At 43.3% G+C, this 19,575-nt stretch carries 12 protein-coding genes and 1 tRNA gene; 2 read left to right on the top strand and 11 right to left on the bottom strand.

Annotated elements, in window-relative coordinates; genetic code table 11:
• Positions 1–71 precede the first annotated feature (71 nt).
• Positions 72–3,806, bottom strand: coding sequence for an alpha-L-arabinofuranosidase C-terminal domain-containing protein (locus PUW25_RS08440; protein WP_274338577.1), 3,735 nt, complete (start codon positions 3,804–3,806; stop codon positions 72–74).
• Positions 3,807–4,008: 202 nt separating this feature from the next.
• The gene (locus PUW25_RS08435; RefSeq protein WP_274338576.1) at positions 4,009–4,530 is read right to left on the bottom strand and encodes a VanZ family protein; all 522 of its coding nucleotides are present in this window, start codon (positions 4,528–4,530) and stop codon (positions 4,009–4,011) included.
• Positions 4,531–4,720: 190 nt separating this feature from the next.
• On the opposite strand from PUW25_RS08435, the gene PUW25_RS08430 reads away from it, so the two are divergent.
• Positions 4,721–5,734: a permease gene (locus PUW25_RS08430; RefSeq protein WP_047909898.1), complete on the top strand. Its 1,014-nt coding sequence runs from the start codon at positions 4,721–4,723 to the stop codon at positions 5,732–5,734.
• An 18-nt stretch (positions 5,735–5,752) separates the two neighbouring features.
• Positions 5,753–6,844, top strand: coding sequence for a TIGR03943 family putative permease subunit (locus tag PUW25_RS08425; protein ID WP_052511680.1), 1,092 nt, complete (start codon positions 5,753–5,755; stop codon positions 6,842–6,844).
• Between the two features lie 19 nt (positions 6,845–6,863).
• Here PUW25_RS08425 and PUW25_RS08420 read toward each other — a convergent pair whose 3' ends face one another.
• From PUW25_RS08420 to PUW25_RS08380, 9 genes are all read right to left on the bottom strand, one after another.
• Entirely contained in the window at positions 6,864–8,375 is a 1,512-nt protein-coding gene (locus tag PUW25_RS08420) for an FAD-dependent monooxygenase (RefSeq protein ID WP_047909899.1), read from the bottom strand.
• A 296-nt stretch (positions 8,376–8,671) separates the two neighbouring features.
• A tRNA-Lys gene (locus PUW25_RS08415) sits at positions 8,672–8,744 on the bottom strand.
• A 128-nt stretch (positions 8,745–8,872) separates the two neighbouring features.
• Positions 8,873–9,385 carry a hypothetical protein gene (locus PUW25_RS08410; protein WP_047909900.1) on the bottom strand — a complete coding sequence of 171 codons (513 nt, stop codon included), beginning with the start codon at positions 9,383–9,385 and terminating at the stop codon, positions 8,873–8,875.
• A 265-nt stretch (positions 9,386–9,650) separates the two neighbouring features.
• A complete protein-coding gene (locus PUW25_RS08405) occupies positions 9,651–10,100 on the bottom strand; it encodes a hypothetical protein (protein ID WP_274336910.1) in 450 nt (149 codons plus the stop codon).
• Between the two features lie 24 nt (positions 10,101–10,124).
• Positions 10,125–13,190 (bottom strand): restriction endonuclease, encoded by a 3,066-nt coding sequence (locus PUW25_RS08400; RefSeq protein ID WP_274336909.1) that lies wholly within the window; start codon positions 13,188–13,190, stop codon positions 10,125–10,127.
• Positions 13,191–13,207: 17 nt separating this feature from the next.
• Positions 13,208–15,190 carry a site-specific DNA-methyltransferase gene (locus PUW25_RS08395; protein ID WP_274336908.1) on the bottom strand — a complete coding sequence of 661 codons (1,983 nt, stop codon included), beginning with the start codon at positions 15,188–15,190 and terminating at the stop codon, positions 13,208–13,210.
• A gap of 15 nt (positions 15,191–15,205) precedes the next feature.
• Positions 15,206–15,931 (bottom strand): DUF4391 domain-containing protein, encoded by a 726-nt coding sequence (locus PUW25_RS08390; RefSeq protein ID WP_274338575.1) that lies wholly within the window; start codon positions 15,929–15,931, stop codon positions 15,206–15,208.
• 10 nt (positions 15,932–15,941) lie between these two features.
• Complete coding sequence (locus PUW25_RS08385; protein ID WP_274336906.1) at positions 15,942–19,112, bottom strand: helicase-related protein; 3,171 nt, start codon at positions 19,110–19,112, stop codon at positions 15,942–15,944.
• A gap of 29 nt (positions 19,113–19,141) precedes the next feature.
• Positions 19,142–19,570: a hypothetical protein gene (locus PUW25_RS08380; RefSeq protein ID WP_274336905.1), complete on the bottom strand. Its 429-nt coding sequence runs from the start codon at positions 19,568–19,570 to the stop codon at positions 19,142–19,144.
• Positions 19,571–19,575 lie beyond the last annotated feature (5 nt).

Below are 19,575 nucleotides of genomic sequence, written 5' to 3'. Positions count from 1 at the left end.
ATATACAGCGTCAATCATAGTTTCTGTCCAAAAAAAGAGGAGCGAACCATTCGGTTCCCTCCTCTTCGTTATTATATGAGTTCTAGTACCAGTACATTGACAGAGTTTGCCGGCAGGGAAATAACCACAGAGGCTTGCTCTACTTCAACCTCTGTTTGATAAGGCTGTACCTTCTCATCGTCTCTCTTGTTCACGTTAGGAACATGGACGAGAGACGCATCTCCTGTCAGAACCGTTAACTGACCTTTGGATGCTGTATTCAAGCTGTCCAGATCAATCTTGATCGATTTACCCGAAGTGTCCGGGTTAACGAGCTTCACATAGACATGCTTCTCGTCTTTCGTCACCGAATGATAGACCTCTCGGTTATAAGCTTCCAGCTTGTAATCCAGCACTTTGCTCACCTTATGCCCGTCTGTGTAGAAGCAGATGAGGTGTTTGCCATCATTGCCCCCATAATTCACCGTAATGGTATATTCTGTGTCATTTGCAAGCTCTTCGTAGCTTGCCGCACGCAAATTACCTGCTGCAGTACTGGAGGAATAGTCACCAAGCGTGTAGGCTTCAACCCCGTTCTTAAACACTTTGACGCCGGTTGCATTTCCGTTATAGCCAATCGCGTATTCAATGACATTCTTATGCTCTGCTGTAATATCCGTGAGTCCTGCTCCAATGTAAAAACCATCATCCCCAGGCGCCTTCTTCGCCGTAAATTCCACTGTATAATTCGTCCAAGCCTCATTCATGAGGTAGATACCGTTGCGACCGATTGGCTGAGCTTGGAGGACTAGCCCCTCCTCGGAATCAAGCTCATAACCGGCAGAGCCAGGAATGACCTGCCATTCTGGGCTCAGCGGCTTCGTAAAATCTTGATCCAGCAGAACGCTGCCGTCTGTGTTTGAAGTAACGACGACCCGTTTCACGTGAACCTCTGCTTTTCCAGCTGAGATTTCAATTCCACCGTGCGGAATCAGCTTGGTCTCCTCCCCGTTTCGATAGGTAGTGAATGATGTGGCCAGCCCTTTGTTACCGATATATTTGGCGAAGAGCTGCTGCACGTAATAGTTCGGCGTATACCAGACCGTCTCATCATCAAACCAAATGCAGTCCGGTGTCCAGCGATACAGATTGTCTGTCCGTATTTTATTGAACAATGGAGCGGTCGCCGCAAGTCGGACAACATCTGCATTATTCTCGAAGCTGGTCATAATCGCCGCTTCTGCTACCGCACCCGCCAGTGTATTCTTATCTGTGGAGGCATACTCTCCGACAAACACTTTGGACGTCTCAGTCTCGTTCAAGCTGCCATCTTCGTTATAAGCACGGTAGTAGTAATTGTAACGGTCGGCATTTTCCAGCAAATACTCATTGGAACGGTAATAATGCTCATCCGCGATGGTATCCATATAATTCGGCTGCTTGCCATACCAAGTGATGGTCTCTTCAATACTTGTCTTGCCATCGGTAAAGCTTACTTGAGCTGAGCCTTCGAGTCCTCCGCTTAGGAATTTCCACCCCTGCTGGTAAGCATCATCGTCCGCCTGTGCCCCAACGGTAGAGATGATGTGAAGCTCATGATCCGGATAGTACTGCTGCATATGCTCATCAATCGCCGCTTTGAAAATTTCAAAGTTAGCGAAGAATTCTGTTCCCCAGTTCTCGTTCCCTACACCCAGATATCGAAGATCGAACGGCGCTTCATGGCCCATATTCTTACGTAGAGCAGCCCATTCATTCTTCTCATAATCCGTGCTGATCGCAAAATCAATCAAATCTGTAAAATTGCTGATATAGTAGTCTCTCAGCGCTCCTCCGGCTGGATTTGCATAATCTGAACGTGCTTGACACAGTACACCACAGGCCATAACTGGAAGCGGAGTCGAATTCAAATCCTCGGCCAGCTGGAAGTATTCCATATAGCCAAGACCCATCGTCATCATATAGCCCCAAACGTTATAGTTCTCCTTGCGCAACTCTACATCACGCACGGATTCTTTCCAATCATAGACATTCTCCCAAATGTGTGAACCTTCAGAGATACAACCACCTGGGAAACGCAGAAATTTAGGGTGCAGATTAACCAGTGCCTCAACCAGATCCTTACGCAGACGATAGTTCGGGTTCCCTACATAGTTGGAATGTGCAGTAGAAGAGCTTTCTTCCTCTGCAGCACCCCATACATTTGCTGGGAATAACGAGACCATATCGATCGAAATCTCTCCGCTGAAAGTGAGAGATAACTGTCCCAGTGCATTCTTCGTACCTCGAAGTACGATGGGTGATTCCGCTCCGTATTTCTTCCATTCCCCTGCCTCGACGTGAACAACGACTTTGTCACTGAGCTCGTCTCCATCCTGATCCAGCAGCTGAAGCGTAATGCTCCCGGTTTGACCCGCTTTCGTCCAGATGGAGAACAAATATTCCTCGTCTTTTTTAATAGACATGGCGCAGTTATGGTTGAAATCGTTAAACCCTTTATTATAAATTACAGCGCCATCCGCTGCAGTCACATAATAGCTGTTAACATCCTTGTCCTGAATATCAAAATGCTCGTTAAGTCCGCCGCTGTTATGAACCGTGAGCTTATCTGTGTCACCATACCATGCAAAGAGAGCATCACGGTTACGTCCGGTAGAGACACCGCATTCGCCGCATACATGAGAGTAGCTGTCGTATTCAAACGCTTCAAAGGAGCGGTTCTGCACCAGCTCTGCATAGATCCCTCCATCAGCCGCATTGTTGATGTCCTCATAGAACAATCCATACATAACCTCACTAATATCAACGACCTCGTTATTTCCTTCAATCGTCAGCGTATGATTCGGGACAGCTTCAGGCAGCACAGAAACGACATAGCTCTGGGAAGCATCATGCTCGCCAGCGCTAAGTTTAGCGGTAAGTGTAACACCAGCAGGCTGTTGGATGTTCTTGTTTACTTTTCCCTGATTCGTAATCGCTTCCGAATTGCTGGAGCTCCACTCTACTTGGACTTTGCCCCCCATAAGTGAAGATGGAAGCTCTATATCGGCTTTGATAATAGAGTTCGGTGCGCTTAAATATTTGCTCTTGGCCAGCTTGACAATCTGTTCATCGGACAGGGATTCGCACATGACCTCGATGACTTCATCCTTAGTAAGCGCAGCTTGATAAATACGCACATCGGATATAGATCCCTGGAAATCGGCATCCGCACTAAACTGAGATTTGCCAATGAAGTTTCGATTATAGTTCGTACCGTTTGTAAAAGTATCAAACCATGCTCTCAGCTTCGCATAGGTTCCACTGGAGGTCTGGCTGATCGTTCCGTCACCAATCGGTTCTCCGTTAGCATATACGACAGGACCGGCACTGCTGAGTGTACCGCCCTCGGTACCGCGGATTGAAATCGCAACATGCAACCATTTTCCCGCCGGGAAAATCTTCCCTGGATCTGCAACGATCTCGTCTCCCGCATAGCATACGCCTCTTAAGTTACGGGTCAAGAACAGATACGGGTTTCCTTCCCCTCCACCAAAGTCGATGATACGCTCCCACACACTGTTAACTTTGCCGGGATGAATCCAGGCAGCTACCGTAATTCCCGTATGATCACTAACTCCCTTCAGCAGATTGGATGGCAGCTCCATATAAGATGTTCCATTGCTCCCGCCTGCCAAAGTTAGTGAAGACCTGCCGTCTACATTATGTATTTCAGGAAGCTTGCTCCCTTTAAGCACACCGTCGTTACCGTTATTTGTTGCATCCTTGCCTGCATTGCTCTCATCCTCAAACTTGTAATGCGCGATTAGTTGCTCGTTCTTTATCATGCTGCAGCTCTCCTGTCTTGTCATAATAGAAATTAAAAAGCAGTCGTTTAATGCATAAGCAATCAATAAAGTAATGTAAATGCTAACTTATTAATATAATAACTAATCTTTGTATAAAACGAAAGCGTTTTTTTCTCATATGCAAAAAAAGAAGCCCCAAACTAGGGACTTCTTCTGACAATTGGATTTAATCTTGCATTCATCATTCTACTACTTGATTTGAAGCTGCGGATGGTGATTCTTTCTTGATAAACAGCTTGCACAGCTTCCACAGTACATATCCAATAAACGCCCCCGAGGTGTTAAGCAGCAGGTCATCCACATCAAAGGTCCCCATACTAAAAACAATCTGAGCGCATTCGAGCAGCAAGCTAAAGCTGAAGGATAGAAGCATGACGAGGACAAAGCTCAGCTGTTTGATGATCGTTCCAGCCAAAAATCCAAAGGGGATAAAAATCGCGACATTGCCAAACAAATTGATTAAATTATGCGTTGTTGGATGCTCCAAGCTGTCTTTTATCGTATGCAGCCATATCATATTGGATCTATAGCTCATCGATTCACTCAGAGAAGCAGGATTCTCTATGACTCTGGATATCATCTGACCCAATATACTGACATCAACAGCTCCGAACTTAAACAAAATGACCTTGATCACTACATAAGAGTAGAACAGCAGCAAACCTAGTATGAGTACTGGATACAAATGCATTTTTTGTTTCATCATCATTACTCCCTTATTGTACACGTGAATTCCTGATGAATACACAATATACGAATCTTTTTAAGATCAAGGGAATTAATTCTTAAATTTTTCTTAAGAGAATCCATTAGTTCTTCTTCTAGTATGACCATCATATAGTGAAAATAATAGAGTGGTTGATAGAGTTACTATTTTCAAGTGGGAGGTCATTATGTACCGTCTATCACGTATTTCATATGCAGGAATCAGTGGAATCCTTCTGCTCGGTTTCTCATTATTGCTAGTTCTTGTTGTTTCCATGTGGCAAGGAGCACTTCATATTCCATCAAGTCTTCTTCAGCTGAACACCATTTTCATGAGCATACTCATTGAGGCATTACCGTTCGTACTCATTGGGGTGCTGATCGCTGGGGTTATTCAAATCTTTGTGACTGAAGATCATATTCGAAGATGGCTCCCCCGCAGCAAGCCTGCCACGATCCTCATGAGCTGTGTTATCGGAGCCCTCTTTCCCGCCTGTGAATGCGGCATTGTACCGATAGCAAGACGACTTGTTCAAAAAGGGGTCCCGCTCTATGCGGGTGTCGGTTTTATGCTGACGGGTCCACTCATTAATCCGATCGTCATCGCTTCTACGTACATGGCTTTTGGCAACGATCTGCAAATGGCTGGGCTGCGTATGGGCATCGGATTCTTGATTGCATTACTGATTACTTTTGCCGTGAGCATGTCTTTTCAAGGAACTCAATTGAGAAATGCTTCCTCATCCACATCCACAGCTCATCAGCATGCTCACAAGCAGCATACCTCCAATTCCTTCACTGCTCGCTTTAAACATATGCTTCATCATTCCATTGACGAATTTTTTGACATGGGGAAGTTTCTCATTATTGGAGCGTTCATCGCGGCAGCGGTTCAGACCTTCGTCTCTGCCAAATCCCTTGTTGATATAGGTACAGGTATGGCTTCATCTACTCTTGTTATGATGGGACTAGCCTATGTTCTGTCGCTATGCTCTGAAGCAGATGCCTTCATCGGTTCGTCCTTCCGTCATTTATTCGGCACAACACCTATTCTCGGATTTCTGATCTTCGGACCGATGCTGGACCTGAAGAACACCATAATGATGCTTAGCGTATTTCGGACCCGATTTGTTGTCTGCCTTCTTGCTCTTGTCGTGCTGACCATATTTACTACACTCATGCTGCTGCAACCCTATATATAAGGAGGCTTCGTCCCGCTTATGATCATCAAATGGAACGGACAACAGCTCTTTCGAGCTGGCATCCTGCTGCTATTTTCCATCATGCTGTTTCGGCTGCATTTCACCGGAGAAATATTGAAATTCGTTAATCCAAAATATGAGCTGCTCAGTCTTAGCGCTGCTGTCCTATTTGCATGCCTGTTTCTGATTCAGCTCGGAAGAGGCTGGGATAAGGTAAGTCATGAGCATAACCATCATGAGCACGTTCATCACGAGCACGTTCATCATGAGCGCGTTCATCACGAGCATGACCACCATGAGCACGTGCCTTCTATAAAAGAGCAAGGTAATTCAATGCAGCCGCATGCACCTCACCATTGCGCCGATGACCACTGTCATCACGATCATGGAGATGGCAAGCTCAATTATAAGAAACTCATCAGTTATGCCATCATTATCTTCCCGCTGACTGCAGGATTTCTTGTGCCTCCCCAGGTTCTGAATGCTTCCATCGCAGATAAGAAAGGCGGCTTGATGCTGTTAACCGGCTCACAGCAGAATTCGGCAATAACAGATACAACGGAATCGACAGCATCAAATGAAGATTTCGCTCTGCATAACCATCATACAGGGCTTATTGAGCTCCCGGGATATGAAGAGGCTGTCACAGATGAACATGCAGAGGATGAAGCCGTAATGGAGAACACGGTATCAAGGGATGAGTTTAATCAGATCATGGTGGAATTGGAGGACAAACAATCCATCGTGATGGAGGAGCATATTTTTGCTTCTTATTATGAACGTATTGCTAACACGCCGGATAAATATGCAGGCAGACCCATTCAGCTGTCCGGTTTTGTATTTCGGGATGAGGAGCTTTCAGACAACCAGCTCGTAATTTCGAGATTTTTAATTACCCATTGTATCGCAGATGCAGCCCTGATCGGATTTCTGGCTGAATTTCCGCAAGCAGCCCGGCTTGACGAGGATACATGGATTGAAGCGACCGGCGTCATCGATACGACGGTGCATAACGGAACTAGGCTGCCCATGATACGCATCACAGAATGGAAGGAATCCGCAGCCCCCGATCAGCCGTATGTCTATCCGCTGAGTGTAAGGATTTTGTGATTGATTTGGCTGAGTTCAGTTAGCTCGATATGTTTATTTTTATCTTGTTCAGATAGGTGACAAGCTGTTCCACATTTTGCACCGCTTGTGCAAAGCCAATATATCCGTCCGGCCGGACGAGAAATAGGGAACCCAGAGGAATGCCTGCTTTTTTAAAGGCTGAAGGGTCGTTGAACTCATATAATGGAATGGAACGGTCGTCAGCAGACAGGACCAATTCTGGATCTGCTTGACCATACACATGAAGCTGCCACTTCATGGATTGCAAAGGCTTATAATTATCTTCTGACATCTCTACCCATGGCAAACGGTCACCTGCCTGCAGATGGCCGGCTTTGCCTTCACTCAGCAGACTGTCCGGATAATGAATCCGCGTTTGGGACAGGATTTCAAATGCTTTTCTCCGGGCCGGCGGAAGATGGAACAGAACAGGTACAAAATACGGAACAATCACCTCCATCGCTAATTTGGAGTTTATCCCCTTGCCCACCATAATCTGAAAAGCGCGGTCTGTCGTTGCTACAAGGGTCTTTGCAAATCCGATTCTTTCTGTTTCATAGGAATCCAGAATTTGCTCGTCTGCTTCTCCTTGAAGAACAGCGGCGAGCTTCCAGGCCAGGTTCATCGCATCCCCAATCCCTGTATTCATTCCTTGTCCCCCTGCCGGGCTATGGACATGTCCTGCATCACCTGCAATAAAAATACGTCCTTTTCGGAAATGCTCGCTGACTCTGTGATGTACCTTGAAGGTAGAGAACCAGTTCACCTCTTGAATCTCTGCTTCCGTATTTGATGACGCATAGGGAGCAATGACATTAAAATCATCCGGGAGACCCTGCTCCAGTACCGCTTTCGGTATAATACCGATTAACCTGACATATCCGGTTGTGCGCACCGGTGCCGTAAGGCAGAATCCGTCATGGTTAAAGCTTATATGCAGACCCTGGATCGGGACAGCGCTCTTCACATCCGCCACATAAAACATTTGTTCATAGGTTCCGCCGGCAAAGGAAAGCTCCAGTCCTTTACGGACTGCACTATGAGCACCGTCACAGCCACATATGTATTGAAAGATGGCCTCCTCGCACTCCCCTTGCTTCTCAAGAACCGCATGGACCACATCTCCCTCTTCTCTGAAAGATATTAGTTCCGTATTCCACTCCACACGGTCTCCTCGCTCCTTCAGCGCGCTTTCCAGAATGGCCTCATGCTCATCCTGAGGAAGGCTGAGTACATAAGGATAGGGACTGATCCCAAGGCCAATATCCCCCATTTTCATGCTCGCTTTAAGCTCCCCGTCTTTACGAATCTGTAGTTCCTGGATGGGAATACCCCGCTGAGCCAATTCCTCCGCTAAACCAAGCTGCTGGTAATATTCCAGTGTTCGCGCATGAACGACAATCGCTCTAGAGGCTTCTCCCGTTCCACTGTTTTTGTCAACAATTCGAAACGGGATTCCCTGCTTCTGCAAGGCCAAGGCCATCACTAAACCTGTTGGACCGGCGCCGACGATCAACACTTGAGGATTCATATGTCTTATTCCTCCTGCACTTTATCCTGAATTGAGGGGAAAATGATTAATTGACAATGTCACACACATTATAATGATGAGTTTGCTTTATTTTAACCCTATGCCATCACTGCTAAGCAATATATATGTCCTTAATATTCCATTATGTACTGTCTGCGGCCAGGACTGATAGATTCGCGAATTTGCATAAGAGCAAAATAAAAACGCGCGCGTAGAAAACTAAAGGTACTCATTAGAGTGTCGAGTATTAAAACATAAAAAAACCCTTACTCCACGTAAGGGTTTAGTCAGATATATGGACTCTCAGGGACTCGAACCCTGGACCAATTGATTAAGAGTCAACTGCTCTACCAACTGAGCTAAGAGTCCGTAAGCTCATGCCGCTAAGGCAGTTGTTACATTCATGAATGTTAACAACTCAGTAAAATCTATTATAACAGATAATAAATAATAATCAAGCATTTTTTATAAAATTCATTCCGAAGTTTGCGGGAATCCTAATTTTTCTTAAAAACCAATTCTCCACGATTTGAAAATGCTTCTAGTGTATCCGCGTTTAAGTATGGCTCTTCTAGCATTTGGTACCATAAAGTGATCCCATCGCCAAATCGTATTATTTTTGCAGGCTCACCATTAACCAGAATTCGGGTTATTTCTTCTTGATTTATTGAGCCAAAAACAATTCTGAATGGCTTATCGTTGGTATATTCCCAAACATAAGATATCGGCAAATCTGGTTCCATTAATGTCGCGCTGCCGGAACTCCCTATAAGCTGCCATTCCCCAGAATTATACTCCACATAACTCGAATCTATACCGTTATCATTTACATAAAAAGCGACCACTCCATCCCCTTTTACTTCATAATGTAACAGCCCTTCAACATTAATGTCTGCATCCCTAAGCACTGTATCAAGTTCTTCTTGGAGACTGATATGATCTGTATCGTCAGAACAACCAGAAAGAATCACCAGCATTAAACTAATAAGCAATAGAAATTGCGTTTTCATTGTGATGTCATTCTCCTCTTTGGAAGGTACCATCAGATATAATGAAAAAAACCGCTAAATATAGCGGCTTTCTACGAGTATGGAGCCTAGGGGGATCGAACCCCTGACCTCATCGCTGCCAGTGTGGCGAGCACGGCTCCCCATGTATCCTGCGATGTCCGAGAATCCTTAATTCACAAGGGTTTTCGGGCATCGCGTTATTTAATGATATCGCATGTTTCCCAATGTAAATTGCTGTTTCGTGACCACAGATGTGACCAACCCTCTATTTTTTCCAGAGGCGGTAGCAATCGTTGTAATCTTCACCCTTGCTTGGTTTAATACGTTTTACTTTTGCAACACCTGAATCATAACCACGTTGATAAGCAAGTTCAGCCATGTCTTTTTCGGACAAATCATCATCAGGCATATCTAAAACATCACGAGCGTCATTCTCAGCACGCTCATTATACTCATAAGCAAATGTATCAGCTTTATCCTCATTCTTGTAGGCTTTCAGTATCTCACCACCTACTTTTACAGCGAAGAACTCATAGGGAATTCTGGAGTATTCCTTATCGTCTGTCTTTCGATCTTTTTCTGCCTCAATTTCTTTTATTGAATATTGAGGATCATTATCATACTCAAGACACATACACTTATCTGCATTTTCATGCTTCTTGAATATCTCTTGTTCTTTGCCCTGATCGTCACAGATAGCATATAGCATTGGCATTGAATCATCCCCTAACGTTTAGTACTACCTACCAATCTTGTTCTTGAAATCAGTGTAGCTGTTCGCCCAGTGAAAGTCCACATCGTTAGAGACTGCTTTGAAGTGCAGCTCTCCACATGTTATTTTCCGCTTCTCCACTGTTGTCAGGTCTTTATCTTCTTTGTCGATCTTCGTTTCAATGATGAAGTACAGCTTGGCGGTGTTGTTAACTCCACGATACAGTACGGCCCAGTCAGGTGAATATTCACCATATGGAGTATCGATCACGAACCCACCCTTCTTGATCTTCGTAAACAGTAAGACATTCGGATCAGCATCCAACTGCTCGGCAAACGTCTTCTCGCCCTTGCTATCCAGTTTGTAATACTTATACATGGCTCTACGGTTACTTGGATTCGTCTTGTAGATGTAGTTGGCCGCGTCATCAAGCATCGTTTGATCAATCGAGTCGGCTTCAAAGATCGTCTTATCGCTAAATACATAACCATCAATAGTCTGATATTCCGTTATTCCGAGCGCCTTATATTCTTTGAGCTTTGATTTAATCCGTTGGGTTGCAATGTCCAAAATATCCTGGTTGCTCAGAAGAATCTTCCTGTCTAGCTTAGATAGTATTTTATAGATAGCCAGACGGGGCAGGAGAGTATGATACATAATGTAATTGATAATCTCGAAGTCACTCTTCTTCTGCCATTGTATACTCAAATCCTGATGCTCATACTGTTGAATGGCTTCTGCAAGCATAAACTTCTGCTGATCATTAAAGGTCGCTTTGCCTGTTTCAACTTCATATTCATTTCGTATCTTCTTATACCGTAACAGATCATTCAGTTCGCTAACACACGAATCAATGAAAGCCTGATGATCGATCTTAACTTGATACATGGTACGCTTGCTCATACGCGCACTCAACTCTTTGAGCAGCTGTACAAAGGAATCCTCAGACATGAAGCTATGCTGACCATTATCTACAGGCGCTTCGTCACCATTCTTTACGGGTATCTTTTTCGTCCCTTTTGCGATCATCTGTTCAACGAACTTCTCTTTGATCATTTCGCTATGCTCTCTTAAGGTTTCATCCTTAAAATCAATGGTTCGAATGTCTTTAGCGTTCTTCGTGAGTTGGTTCTTCTCATTGATGAACTTATTCTGTAGAAGTTCGTTCTTGAATGTTTCCACCAATTCAGCAGTAACTTTCTCAGCTGGAATCCCCGCTTGCTTCAAAGCCTTATGGATAATGTCTGCAGTCACTTCATCCTTGTTGAAGCCCGCCTGATCGTTGAAATCGTTCTGTAGGGCTGCGGCAAAGTGATCATAGTGGTCATTGGCAATAATGGTTAGTTCGTTGATTTCTGCGTTCGTGCAGCGGTTCCCGTTGGTGTCTACAGGCAGTCTGAGCCCTCGGCCAATCTCCTGCTTTTTTGCAATCTCGGAACCGCCACGTTTAAGCGTACAAAGTGTGAATACATTGGGGTTATCCCAGCCCTCACGCAGAGCGGAATGTGAAAAGATGAATGCCAACGGTTCATCAAACGAAATGAGCTCGTCCTTCTTCTCCAGGATTAGCTCAATACCGCGATCCACATCTTCTTGCGACTTCTGCTTTAGCTTTTGTTCATCCAATATGGTTTCCCAGTTCTCTACTTCAACAGCCTGCTTGTTCTTATCTACAGCAAAGTATCCTTCACGCACCTTCAAGATATCTCTATAATGCTTAAATAGAGCAGGAAACTCAGCAAACAACTGATTCCAGGTGGAGTCCTCTATAATTGCAGCATATTCTTCATCAAATATACGCAGGTATTCCCCGCGTCCGTCCGAGGCTGTGCTATCTCTGAACTTATGAACAGCATCAATAAAGAACAGAGTCAGTATCTTAATGTTATAGCCCTGTCTTAGAATCTTAAGCTGCTTATCAAGGTGTGAGCGGATGGCAAGACGAATCTGAATTCGAATAATGTCGCTCTCACTAATGCCAGAATTGTTATCACCGATGCCAATCTCAATAATGTTATCGCCTGTACCGATCTTAAGTTTCTTCAACTGATGCGGGTCTTCTTGAACAATCATGTTCCGATACTGCTCCAGAGAACCAGAAAGCTCATGTAGGTTCGCGCCGCGGCGTACATTGAAAGTCTTCGTGCGTATCGGTCCGCCTTGCTCAACATGGAATATCTCGATCTTGGCATGAAGGTCCTTTGTGAACTCTACGTACCGCACGTATGGATAATCCTTGGAAATCGTGCCGTGTACCGTCTTTACTTCAATCTTCTTAACCAGATTGTTCTGATAGGCATCATAAGAATCGAGCTTATAAACCTGATTGTATAGCCGCTTATGTGTTGCCGAATACCGTAAAATAAACAAAGGACTCAACATCTCGATAGCTTCCAAAGAAGCACTCTTCTTTTTTGCCGCCCCTTCGATTTTTTGCGGTTCATCAATGATAACGATGGGGTTAATATGCTTGATATCATCCCATAATACTTGACCGTATTCATCCTTATCACGCAACTTATTGGTTTCCTTATTGAAAGCTTGAATATTCATGACAACAATGCTTAATTCTCTGGTTTCAACAAATTTTGTACTAATTTCTTTGGGATTGGAACTATACACAAATGCATGGTTCTTCAAGTCCAGTCCGTCGTACAGTGCCATGAAATGCTCTCGTAGCATTTCGATGCTTTTCTCAACGCCTTTACGAATTGCGATTGTCGGAACAACAATCATGAACTTAGTGAATCCATAGCACTTATTAAGCTCAAGAATCGTTCTCAGATAGACATATGTTTTTCCTGTACCAGTCTCCATCTCAATTGTGAAGTTGTTATTCTCCAGCTGGTTGTCGGGAAACAACATGTTCCGAAGCTGAACTTCACGTAGATTATTAAGCAATCTCGTACCAGTAACGATCTGGGGGTTCCTAACAGGATCGCCCTCCGTGAGTTGTCTGACACGAGTAATATTTCGATAGATTGCACTTTCTTCTTGTCGATTAACGCCATTGAAAAGGCTCACGACTGATTCTATAGCTTCCTTCTGATAGCCAAGTCCGTCTTCAAATTGAAAGGCAATACGCTTAGTCACTTTTGATTCACCTCCACTTAAATGAATTCGACTCGATACGCTCGTTTTTCAAGTCCGCTATTCTTCCGCATTTGCGCTTCCAAGCGGCTCATTGTGTTCTCCTTAAGAGAGATGTCATCTCCAAAAGCACTGTCTCTGAAGATTATTTTGGTCGGCATCGGTTCTATGGCCGCAATCATATTGATCATTTCCTCGGAGATCGTCTCTTCCAGACATACAACTACTGTATCGGCAAAGATGTATGTTCTACTTCCGATATCTGAAAGATGCTCAACATTTGTGGAGAGCTGGATGTCTCGATGACGCAGCAGGATTTCGTAAACAACATCAAGGTCTGTGAAACCAGGGTTAAAATCCAGCTTGTCCTTATCTGTCATTGTCATATCATAATCGAGAATGTCCGACTTGATCGCTTCACTGAACCAACGAATGTTTGTATTGGATAATTTGAATACTCGAAAGCCAGTATCCAATTCAGCATTTTGGAACTCATCTCTGAGAGCGGTTCCTGCTCTTCTAATCCTTTCTTTTCCAACGTCACAGATCGTCCTATATCCATTAACAAAGGCTTCAGAACTGACATCAAACTTTTCATCTAATTGGACCATAATGTATTTGCGATTTCCACCGTCTTCAGCATTTACCCTCATTACAGCTTCTGCCGTGGTAGCTGAGCCAGAAAAGAAATCTAACACAATACTATCTTTATCCGTACCAATTTGGACAATTTGTTTAATTAGAGCCGTTGGTTTCGGGAAATCAAAAAACTTAGATAGTCCCAACTTACCTAATTCTACTGTACCCTTTTCAGTAATAAAATCTGTCTCTTGCCAGATGGACTTCGGTTTATATGTGCTCTTTCTATATTTTTCATAAATGTTATAACCACCATCATTCTTCCGTTTTGCCACTACGTTACTGGATAGGGTGTCGCTGTTAATATTACTTTCTAACAACGCCTTACCCCAACGCCAACAACTGTCTCCCCCCGTTGAGTTAATAGGGAGCACCTCTATACTATAGTCATTGTCTCGAACTAATGAGATGGGAGAGAAGCCATCTTTATCAACAACTCTACCATTCACGTATATCGGGTAGTGAAGATTCGGCCTATTAAATTTACCAAACTTAGGGTTTCGATTTCTTAACTCCCTTGTATTAAATCTTCCGATGTTATCCTCTTGGTTCAAGTCATCAGTCTCACCAGATTTCTCAAGTTCATTAATCTCTACATCTGGATTCTTAGTGTATATCAGCAAGTACTCATGTGTTTTTGATATTTGTTTGTATGTTTGCCCACGCTTGTTTGATTGCACAATAACTTGAGCAAAGAAGTTTTCCTCACCAAATACACTGTCACAAACTTTCCTAAGGTTTACCACTTCGTTGTCATCAATGCTAATAAAAATAACTCCATCTTCCGACAATAAATCCTTAGCAATTCTAAGTCGCGGGTATATCATACTTAACCAGTTAGAGTGATATTTACCATTACTCCGTTGATTTGCAATTAGCCTGTTATAATCCTCATCAACATCACCTTCAGCCTTCTCATTCTCTTTAGAACTAATTGAGAAGTCATCTTTGTAAACAAAGTCATTTCCCGTATTGTATGGGGGGTCAATGTAAATCATTTTGATCTTGTTATAGTAGCTATTTCGCAATAACTTTAATACTTCAAGGTTGTCGCCTTCTATATAGGTATTTTCAGTTAATTCAGGGTCCTTACTGTCTTCAAGTATATACTTAAGGGTTTTACCAACAATATCACTATTGGCGATGCGCATTGAATCAGCTTTACCAGCCCAGTTGATCTCGTAGCGTTCTTCCGAATCAATGTACTGCCCTAAATGCGACAGCAAAGAGGCGAAATCTACAACTCCGTCTTTCACAGAAGAAGGGAATAGCTCCGCTAATTGCTCACTGAACATCTCTTCGAACTTTGCTTTGTTCATCTTGATCGGATCGAATATCTCTTTGGATACTTTAGTATATTCCACTTTTGATTCCTCCTATTATTGGGTTATGAATTTGGATAACTGATTAAATATGTTCTTTAACTCGCTATTGTATTTTGATTGGTCGGAGATTGTCGTGGCTGCCTTCTTATCCTTTTGGAGCTGAATGATGCGCTTATAGCAATCGAAGATAAGATGAGCATCGGAAACATTATACCAAGCTTTCGAAGCAAGCATTTCCTTACTCCTAGACCACACCAGTAAATGCGATATAATGTATGCCTTCGTCATTAGTCCAATATAAAGGGTCATCTTGTTTGCTTTGTTCCTTATCTTCTCGAAGGCTGCATAATCATTCATAAGTGTTACCATATCATCTGTTAGCTGCGATGAGCTAATCGCTGTTAAATATGAATCCTCAATAACAACCTGAGAACGGTCCTGGAGGTTGAGTCTCTTATGTGCAATGGAATACGTCTGCATACCTTTTACGTCGTAACATCTAATCACACATAGCGGCTTTACCAGCTTCTGTATGATATCGCATATGAATGAGGCATCCTTCAGTTTGTTCAATTGAACCTCAAAAAATAGTAATGCTTGGCAATCATATTGATCGTTGATCAGAGATGGGATTGACTCACCAGCAATCTGATATGCCAGCTTAATACTCTCCACGCTTTCCTTGAATCGCTTCTTTTCCTTAGGCAACAAGTCTGAAGTCATAAAGGTGCTGACTTGAATACTCTTGTCTATCGCATACTCGCTGGGTAAGCCTAGCATTATATCACCTCTATTCAACAACCAGGAACGAAATTAATTCGAAATCATCAATGCTTGAATTCGCAAACTCGTTGTTATAACCGCTGAAGTCGAATATGGATATCTGTGCGTTTTTATCCTCTTGGCCCTGGATCGCTTTAATTGCCTTATTCAGCAGGGAGGAGTACTTCGACATATTCTCAGCATTGCGAGTCTCTTTGTTGAATTTGTTAAATAACTCTGCGTTAGGAATGCTCTTGTCGTAGGCAAGTCTTCTGAATTCTTTCAGTGCCTCCCTGGCATTGGCATTACCAAAGTGGACTTCGCCCGCTTCTGTCATATACATGATGTAATAGGGATACAGTGAGCTTTCGTTATTGGGCTTGGACGTATCCGATTGATGCTTAAAGCAAAAGAGCGTACCCTTCGTACCGCCATCCCCCAAGGAATAGATCCCTTTCGGTACTTGTTTGATCTCAGGATGCTCTTTGATATATCCTGCTAACTCATACAAGTAATCATTCATGTTCAAGTCGGTCAAGGAGATATTGTCATTCAGATCATCCATATCGACTACTTCTTCTTGCAGCCGTTCGAGCTGTTTCTTTCTGAACATGAAATCATTCATCTCAGGAGATAACAGGTCCTCATCTCCAGTAGATGTAAGATTGACCCCCAGCATCTTGCCCTTAACCCGCTGTTCAAGTTGCAAGTAATCATTCAACTCTACAGCAGGGAAGAAATTGATCATTGCGATCTGCTGATTCTTACTGCCGATCCGATCCACCCGTCCGAAACGTTGAATAAGAACGACAGGATTCCACTGGATATCAAAGTTAATTACACAATCGCAATCCTGCAAGTTTTGGCCTTCGGAAATGCAGTCCGTACCAATAAGTACATCGATTTGTTGTTCTTGCGGCAACTCTTGCCCCATTTTTGAACGAGGCGAGAAATGGCTAAGGACTTGGTTGAATTCCGCCAACCCTTTGACCGTCGATCTTGGATTGCCTGAACCCGTGACGCAAGCTACATTGACGCCATGTTTAGAACATTCCTTCGCGATAGAGTCATATAAGTAGTTGGCTGTATCAGCAAAGGCTGAGAAGATTAGTATCTTGCGATTACCTGGATTAAACGGCGTCGTTATGATCTTATTGGATATGATCGTCTCAAGCTCTTTCAACTTCGCATCCCTGCGGTTATTCAAGACGGTCATTACATCATCATATAGCCGATCCAAGATGCTTTTGTCGTAAAACAAATCCTCCAAGAAATCGGTAGTGAGGAGATGTTCCACTTTAATTTCGTACTTGTAATCAAGCGTGGTGCCATCGTCCAGAACTTCCTCTCCTTCAAGTGAAACGTCTCCAGACTCATGACGAGAGATCACATCGATATAGCCATCAATTCGGGCAATCAATCGTCTGATCGTTTCGCCGAATGAAAAGACCGAGCTCTCAAGTCGCTTAAACAAGTTGAACCGATGAAGCTTGGCCGTAATAAGCTCACGGCTTTCATGATAAAAGAGCACTCGATCACCGCGTACCGTCTGATACTTTTCACGATAATATGCCTTATGCTCCGAACGAATATAGCTCATTGGTGAATATACCGCAAGCTTAAGAGACTCCAACACTTCATTCGTTTGACCGAAGTTCAGTAATTCTTTACATTCATCAATCGGCGGTGTATGCGTATCAGGCTTCCGCTTCTGCGGGAACTTTCCAACCTTATCGCTGCCGTAGTATCCCGTAATGTGTTTTCTGCTGCGGGATATCGTCAGCATTTCAAGCAGCTTGAAGAAATCAGCAGGGAGTCTGTCGATAAGTGCATTCTTGGAACGGTTGTCAGATTCGAGCCAATCATTTAGTTCCTTTTGCGTCCTTCTGAGCAAGGACGAAACACTCGCGATACCTTGCTCCTCAAATGCATGATCCTTATCTGTTGTAATAATGCTCAACTGGTTCTTGAGATCGGTTAGTGAATTGTTAACTGGCGTCGCGGACAGGAGCAATACCTTTGTATTTGAACCCTTCTTGATGACCTCGTTCATCAAACGCTGATACCGTGTCTCATGCTCTTCATTTTCAACACGATTGCGGAAGTTATGAGATTCATCAATGACAACCAGATCAAATTTGCTCCAATCAACGCGAGACAAGTCCATCCCGCTTCTGGACATACCCTTCGTTCTTGATAAATCGGTATGGAAGAGAATCTTATAGTTGAACCTATCATCAATGAATTGATTGTCGCGGTAAGGACTCTTGAACGAATTCCAGTTATCATAAAGCTTTGCTGGTGTAAGGACCAGGACATTGTCTTGTCGGAGTTCGAAGTACTTGATCACCGCTAATGCTTCGAATGTCTTACCAAGACCGACACTATCCGCAATGATGCAGCCATTATACTTGTTTATCTTTTGAATTGCAGAGACAACGGCATCCTTCTGAAAGTCGAACAAGCTATCCCATATCTTGGTCTTCTTGAAGCTGATGCTGTCTCGTTCGAAGCGGTCAATACCATTATCGAGTTGCTCTCCAAACAGCTCGTTCAGCGTGAAGTAGTAAAGAAACTCAGGCGAATACTCTTTATATACATAGCTGAGACTCTGCAGGATTTGATCCTTAAAGTCTTCCGTATACTGATTGTTGTTCCAAAGTGCCTCGAACTTTGCCTTATTGTTTAATATTTGAGCATTATCCATTGAATTCGTAATGAATGTATCGAAATTCACTCTTGGCAATGCGCCGCGCACAGCTTTCCTCGATAATTCAAGGGAGGAAGAGCCCTGTATCTGAAACTCTTCATCAATAATAATCAGGTTGCCCGTTACCAGTTGAGGAGTTCTAGTCTTCCGAACATTGACATGTTTCTTGATGAAGTCATACATGGACTTTGCTTTTACGAAATGCTTTAGCTTATTCTTCTCCGTGATCTCATAGGAATTAAAGAATAAGTCCGAGCTGTTGAATGCTATCTCGAATTCTCTAGCTATCTCTCTGGCCGATGGAATGTAGGCTGTATCACGAATGATGAAGTTAATCTGCTTCACGTTATGAAGGTTTTTCGAAAGCTCTGAAAAGACAGAAAGGGTTATCTTATCGTTAATGATATTAACAATACTGTCTTTCCTGTCCTTTAGTACTTCATTGATCCTTGTGATTAGATGTTCATTGGAATTGATGACTTCATTCAATTTTGTTCCACCTCGCAAACCTCTTCTGGTTAAGATTCAATGATTGACTTAAGTTTTTCTACACCTATGTTAATGAGCTTATACTTCTGCTTTCCCGTTCGATTCAATGCGGTATAATTACCGTCATGCTCAACAATATTGAACTTCCAGTGTACACCGATACTAGGCGTATATACCTTGCTTTCTTCTGAAATGGAATTGTCGATAAATTGGTTGAGTTCGGCCCAAAGCAGTATATTTTGATACCGCACCAGTAAATGCCCTGTCTCCTTCGTCCTATCGTACCGATCAAGGTTCACCTTTCTCAGATCGAACCAGCTATAGGAGTTCTGCGAGGAGGGAGATATTACAAAGACTCGGCTTTTTGTATAGATGGTCGTATTTTTATACTGTCTTAATCCTAATTGTCCGACAAGGACATCCCTGTTTACATTACTTGCCGCTGTATTACTTGCCATTTAAC

The organism is Paenibacillus urinalis (assembly GCF_028747985.1).
GTDB classification, from domain to species: domain Bacteria; phylum Bacillota; class Bacilli; order Paenibacillales; family Paenibacillaceae; genus Paenibacillus; species Paenibacillus urinalis.
The sequence above is the reverse complement of the archived record's forward strand: the minus strand, read 5'-3'. Positions and strand labels throughout refer to the sequence as shown.

What these genes read in the sequence shown, in the direction of transcription:
- PUW25_RS08440 (WP_274338577.1), bottom strand. Translation starts at nt 3,806, where the DNA reads ATGATAAAGAACGAGCAACTAATCGCGCATTACAAGTTTGAGGATGAG.
- PUW25_RS08435 (WP_274338576.1), bottom strand. Translation starts at nt 4,530, where the DNA reads ATGAAACAAAAAATGCATTTGTATCCAGTACTCATACTAGGTTTGCTG.
- PUW25_RS08430 (WP_047909898.1), top strand. Translation starts at nt 4,721, where the DNA reads ATGTACCGTCTATCACGTATTTCATATGCAGGAATCAGTGGAATCCTT.
- PUW25_RS08425 (WP_052511680.1), top strand. Translation starts at nt 5,753, where the DNA reads ATGATCATCAAATGGAACGGACAACAGCTCTTTCGAGCTGGCATCCTG.
- PUW25_RS08420 (WP_047909899.1), bottom strand. Translation starts at nt 8,375, where the DNA reads ATGAATCCTCAAGTGTTGATCGTCGGCGCCGGTCCAACAGGTTTAGTG.
- PUW25_RS08410 (WP_047909900.1), bottom strand. Translation starts at nt 9,385, where the DNA reads ATGAAAACGCAATTTCTATTGCTTATTAGTTTAATGCTGGTGATTCTT.
- PUW25_RS08405 (WP_274336910.1), bottom strand. Translation starts at nt 10,100, where the DNA reads ATGCCAATGCTATATGCTATCTGTGACGATCAGGGCAAAGAACAAGAG.
- PUW25_RS08390 (WP_274338575.1), bottom strand. Translation starts at nt 15,931, where the DNA reads ATGCTAGGCTTACCCAGCGAGTATGCGATAGACAAGAGTATTCAAGTC.
- PUW25_RS08380 (WP_274336905.1), bottom strand. Translation starts at nt 19,570, where the DNA reads ATGGCAAGTAATACAGCGGCAAGTAATGTAAACAGGGATGTCCTTGTC.